This is a genomic window from Rhodobacter capsulatus, from assembly GCF_005144475.1.
GTDB lineage: Bacteria > Pseudomonadota > Alphaproteobacteria > Rhodobacterales > Rhodobacteraceae > Rhodobacter > Rhodobacter capsulatus_C.
This window is the reverse complement of sequence record NZ_SWJZ01000086.1, coordinates 1-1726: the sequence shown is the minus strand read 5'-3', so window position 1 is coordinate 1726 and position 1726 is coordinate 1. Positions and strand designations below refer to the sequence as shown.

The 1726-nt window shown below is 68.9% G+C and carries 1 pseudogene; it reads right to left on the bottom strand.

The features are described from left to right. Positions 1–1726: pseudogene (locus FBT96_RS21350) on the bottom strand (phage tail protein); the annotation flags it as partial.

The following is a 1726-nucleotide window of genomic DNA, read 5'->3' as shown; positions in this document are numbered from 1 at the left end:
GGACGCCTGCGGCGTTCTGCGGCTCGATCCAGATGTGATGGGGGCCCTGCTCCAGGCAGGCGTCTGTTTCGAGGTAGGCGCGGACGTTGTCGATCGTCGCGGCGGCACCGGCCTCGGCGCTGATCGCGATGCCGGTGCCGCCGCTGACCGCCTGGATCCGGTCCTGTTTGGGCCCCGGGGTGGAGACCGAGGTGCCGGGACGCAGCGTCGCGCCGATCAGAGCCGCCTGAACGGTCGAGCCGGAGATCGAGACCACGTCGTAGCCGATCCGGTAATATTTGCCGCCGGTCAGCGCGACTGCCTGCGAGATCCTGCCAGCAGTCCCCGCGGCATGGGTCGCGACACCGCCCGAGATCGTCCACCCGGCGTCCAGTGTCCAGGAGCCCACCGCATCCAGCCCGCCGCCGACGATCAGATCGGTGCGGGTCGTGTCACCAAGCGTCGTGGCATAGCTCTGCCCGGGCTCGACCGCGATCGGCGCCCCCACGGCGTCGGTTTCGCGGTCGAGGAGCGTTGTGATCGAGCGGTAGATCTGCACCCGTGCCGTCGCCGTGTCATCGCCGGTGGCGAACTGGACCAGCGCCCCGCCCAGCAGCGTCGTGATCGAGATCGAGGACGCATCGAGCGCGGCGGGCAAGGCCGCATCGGATGAGCCGACCACGATCGTGATCGTGGCAGACCACGGTCCCGCGACGCCCGTCGCCCCGATGCCGCGGGCGCGCAGATCGACTGACTGCCCGGGCGTGTAGCTGTCGATCGTGCCGCCGCCATTGGCCACCGGAATCGTGGTGCTGCTCCAGCTCTCGGCGCCGGAAATCCGGTGATCCAGACCGATCTCGATCGTCGGAACCGACCCGGTGCCCGGCGTTACCGCATAGCTGATCCTGTTGGCCAGGCCCGTCGCGGCAAGGCCAGAGGTCAGCGCCACAAACCGCGGGGCCGAGGGCTGCAAGAGGTTGTCGTCGATCTCGGCCCCGACGCGGCTCGACCAGGCGGGGATCGGCGTGGCCGCCAGGATCGTGTCGATCTGAGGCGCGGCATCGACCGTGCGCACGATCGCGCACATGTCCTGCGTCGCCTCGATCCGCGTCACGATCTGGGTGTAGCTCTCGACCCGCGCTGGGCCGACATGCACGAGATCACCGACGATCGGCATCGGACCGGACCCGGTCAGCGTCAGGATCTGCGTCTCGCCCGGCAGAGTCCTGACGGGGCGCACGACCGAGATGCCCACCGTGTCCTCCTCGGTCTCGAAGACGCGAAACCGCACGGCATAGGTCTCGCCCGCGGCCATCGAGACGACGTCATCGATCTCGACCGCCGCGCCCTGCACCGATTTGACCCGGGCGGCGAGCTGCACGCGGCTGAGCACGTCGTGGCTCAGCGCGATGGCGTCGCCCCGGGTGGCGGTGCGCACGGCGCCGTCCTGGGTGACTTCGTAGGTGTCGGGCCGGTGGATCACCTCCAGCTGGCGCCGCCGCGCCTCGCGCCAGACCTCGGCCGCATGCACCTTGCCGGGCAGGTTCAGGCGCTCGGTCAGGGTGATCTCGCCCTCGTAGCCGGGCCAGCGGACGATCCTTTCCGTCTCTTTATAGTCGTTACCGGCGTCGCGGAATTTCACCGTGAAAGCATGCGGCGGGTTGCGATAGGCGCGGCTCCACTTGAACCCCCACGAATTGCGCGGGTTGATGTGATCGACGATCAGCGTATTGACCAGCGGTCGATC